We start from the raw sequence: 2,142 nt of genomic DNA on the forward strand, positions 1-2,142 counted from the left end.
GATTCCGGTCCTCGGCACCATATATAATTTTGCGCCCGTAGCTCAATTGGATAGAGCGTTTGACTACGGATCAAGAGGTTATGGGTTCGACTCCTATCGGGCGCGTTCTCTTACGGGAAGTAGCTCAGCTTGGTAGAGCACTTGGTTTGGGACCAAGGGGTCGCAGGTTCGAATCCTGTCTTCCCGATAGGAACTTTATTTAAATACAATATGGGGGCTTAGCTCAGCTGGGAGAGCGCCTGCTTTGCACGCAGGAGGTCAGCGGTTCGATCCCGCTAGTCTCCACCATATTACATTTACAAACTAGATAACGGCGGTGTAGCTCAGCTGGCTAGAGCGTACGGTTCATACCCGTGAGGTCGGGGGTTCGATCCCCTCCACCGCCACTACTTATTAGTTGTAGAATTATAATTTGGACCTTTAGCTCAGTTGGTTAGAGCTAACGGCTCATAACCGTTCGGTCGCAGGTTCGAGTCCTGCAAGGTCCATATAATTTTGGAGGAATACCCAAGTCCGGCTGAAGGGATCGGTCTTGAAAACCGACAGGGGCTTAACGGCTCGCGGGGGTTCGAATCCCTCTTCCTCCGTATTTTAATGGTCTCGTAGTGTAGCGGTTAACACGCCTGCCTGTCACGCAGGAGATCGCGGGTTCGATTCCCGTCGAGACCGCCATTTATCAATTTTATAGTAATTTACATTTAATTAGTGGAGGAATACCCAAGTCCGGCTGAAGGGATCGGTCTTGAAAACCGACAGGGGCTTAACGGCTCGCGGGGGTTCGAATCCCTCTTCCTCCGCCATTAATTATTATCGCGGGATGGAGCAGTTCGGTAGCTCGTCGGGCTCATAACCCGAAGGTCGGTGGTTCAAATCCGCCTCCCGCAATTACATTTTTAGGTCTCGTAGTGTAGCGGTTAACACGCCTGCCTGTCACGCAGGAGATCGCGGGTTCGATTCCCGTCGAGACCGCCATTACAAATTATGGTTCAGTAGCTCAGTTGGTAGAGCAATGGATTGAAGCTCCATGTGTCGGCAGTTCGACTCTGTCCTGAACCATTTCACTATGCCGGCCTAGCTCAATTGGTAGAGCAACTGACTTGTAATCAGTAGGTTGGGGGTTCAAGTCCTCTGGCCGGCACCATCTCTTGGAGGGGTAGCGAAGTGGCTAAACGCGGCGGACTGTAAATCCGCTCCTTCGGGTTCGGCAGTTCGAATCTGCCCCCCTCCACCATCTATAATAGGGACATAGTTCAACGGTAGAATAGAGGTCTCCAAAACCTTTGATGTGGGTTCGATTCCTACTGTCCCTGCCATGGCGGTTGTGGCGAAGTGGTTAACGCATCGGATTGTGGTTCCGACACTCGAGGGTTCGATTCCCTTCAACCGCCCTTAATAATATTAATGGGCTATAGCCAAGCGGTAAGGCAACGGACTTTGACTCCGTCACGCGCTGGTTCGAATCCAGCTAGCCCAGTTATTGGCGGCATAGCCAAGTGGTAAGGCAGAGGTCTGCAAAACCTTTATCACCGGTTCAAATCCGGTTGCCGCCTCCATGCACGATGCGGGAGTAGTTCAATTTTTAGAACACATTCCTTCCCGGAATGAGATATAGGTGCAAATCCTATCTTCCGCTCCATATTTTAATAATGCGGGAGTATTTCAACTCTTAGAATATGTTCCTTCCCGGAACAAGGTATAGGTGCAAATCCTATCTTCCGCTCCATATTCTAATAATGCGGGAGTATTTCAACTCTTAGAATACGTTCCTTCCCGGAACGAGATATAGGTGTAAATCCTATCTTCCGCTCCATATTTTAGTAATGCGGGAGTATTTCAACTTTTAGAATACGTTCCTTCCCGGAACGAGATATAGGTGCAAATCCTATCTTCCGCTCCAAGTCTTTGCTTCCAAATGGAAGTTTTTTATTTATCAAAAATTGAGCCGGCGTGGCGGAATTGGCAGACGCGCGGGACTCAAAATCCCGTTCCTGTATTGGAGTGTCGGTTCGACCCCGACCGCCGGTATACTTTTAAATTCTGTTAGGAATTTTTAGAGTGAAAATGTTGTTAAATCAATGTTTTCGCTCTTTTTTTTATGCTTTTAGACACTTTTAAAAACTATTTTGGTTCTACGCAAACATC

21 tRNA genes are annotated in these 2,142 nt (G+C 48.5%); all 21 read left to right on the forward strand.

The annotated features are described in order from the left end of the window. Positions 1-31: 31 nt before the first annotated feature. Positions 32-105: transfer RNA gene (locus KA858_RS12285), tRNA-Arg, on the forward strand. Between the two features lie 8 nt (positions 106-113). Beyond that, positions 114-187, forward strand: a tRNA-Pro gene (locus tag KA858_RS12290). A 25-nt stretch (positions 188-212) separates the two neighbouring features. Beyond that, positions 213-288 (forward strand) — tRNA-Ala (locus KA858_RS12295). Positions 289-312: 24 nt separating this feature from the next. Then, a tRNA-Met gene (locus KA858_RS12300) sits at positions 313-386 on the forward strand. A 28-nt stretch (positions 387-414) separates the two neighbouring features. Beyond that, a tRNA-Ile gene (locus KA858_RS12305) sits at positions 415-488 on the forward strand. 9 nt (positions 489-497) lie between these two features. Beyond that, a tRNA-Ser gene (locus tag KA858_RS12310) sits at positions 498-587 on the forward strand. A 9-nt stretch (positions 588-596) separates the two neighbouring features. Further along, positions 597-672 (forward strand) — tRNA-Asp (locus KA858_RS12315). 35 nt (positions 673-707) lie between these two features. After that, positions 708-800: transfer RNA gene (locus KA858_RS12320), tRNA-Ser, on the forward strand. Between the two features lie 11 nt (positions 801-811). Next, positions 812-885, forward strand: a tRNA-Met gene (locus KA858_RS12325). 11 nt (positions 886-896) lie between these two features. Further along, positions 897-972, forward strand: a tRNA-Asp gene (locus tag KA858_RS12330). An 11-nt stretch (positions 973-983) separates the two neighbouring features. Next, a tRNA-Phe gene (locus KA858_RS12335) sits at positions 984-1,056 on the forward strand. A 9-nt stretch (positions 1,057-1,065) separates the two neighbouring features. After that, positions 1,066-1,141: transfer RNA gene (locus KA858_RS12340), tRNA-Thr, on the forward strand. Between the two features lie 6 nt (positions 1,142-1,147). Then, positions 1,148-1,231, forward strand: a tRNA-Tyr gene (locus tag KA858_RS12345). A gap of 8 nt (positions 1,232-1,239) precedes the next feature. Then, positions 1,240-1,313: transfer RNA gene (locus KA858_RS12350), tRNA-Trp, on the forward strand. A gap of 2 nt (positions 1,314-1,315) precedes the next feature. Beyond that, a tRNA-His gene (locus KA858_RS12355) sits at positions 1,316-1,388 on the forward strand. A gap of 14 nt (positions 1,389-1,402) precedes the next feature. Continuing rightward, a tRNA-Gln gene (locus KA858_RS12360) sits at positions 1,403-1,474 on the forward strand. Positions 1,475-1,479: 5 nt separating this feature from the next. After that, positions 1,480-1,553: transfer RNA gene (locus KA858_RS12365), tRNA-Cys, on the forward strand. An 8-nt stretch (positions 1,554-1,561) separates the two neighbouring features. Continuing rightward, a tRNA-Gly gene (locus KA858_RS12370) sits at positions 1,562-1,636 on the forward strand. A gap of 12 nt (positions 1,637-1,648) precedes the next feature. Then, a tRNA-Gly gene (locus KA858_RS12375) sits at positions 1,649-1,723 on the forward strand. A gap of 99 nt (positions 1,724-1,822) precedes the next feature. Continuing rightward, a tRNA-Gly gene (locus tag KA858_RS12380) sits at positions 1,823-1,897 on the forward strand. Positions 1,898-1,941: 44 nt separating this feature from the next. Then, positions 1,942-2,025, forward strand: a tRNA-Leu gene (locus tag KA858_RS12385). Positions 2,026-2,142: the final 117 nt, after the last annotated feature.

The organism is Staphylococcus sp. GDX8P80P, from assembly GCF_017893095.1.
Lineage (GTDB): Bacteria > Bacillota > Bacilli > Staphylococcales > Staphylococcaceae > Staphylococcus > Staphylococcus borealis.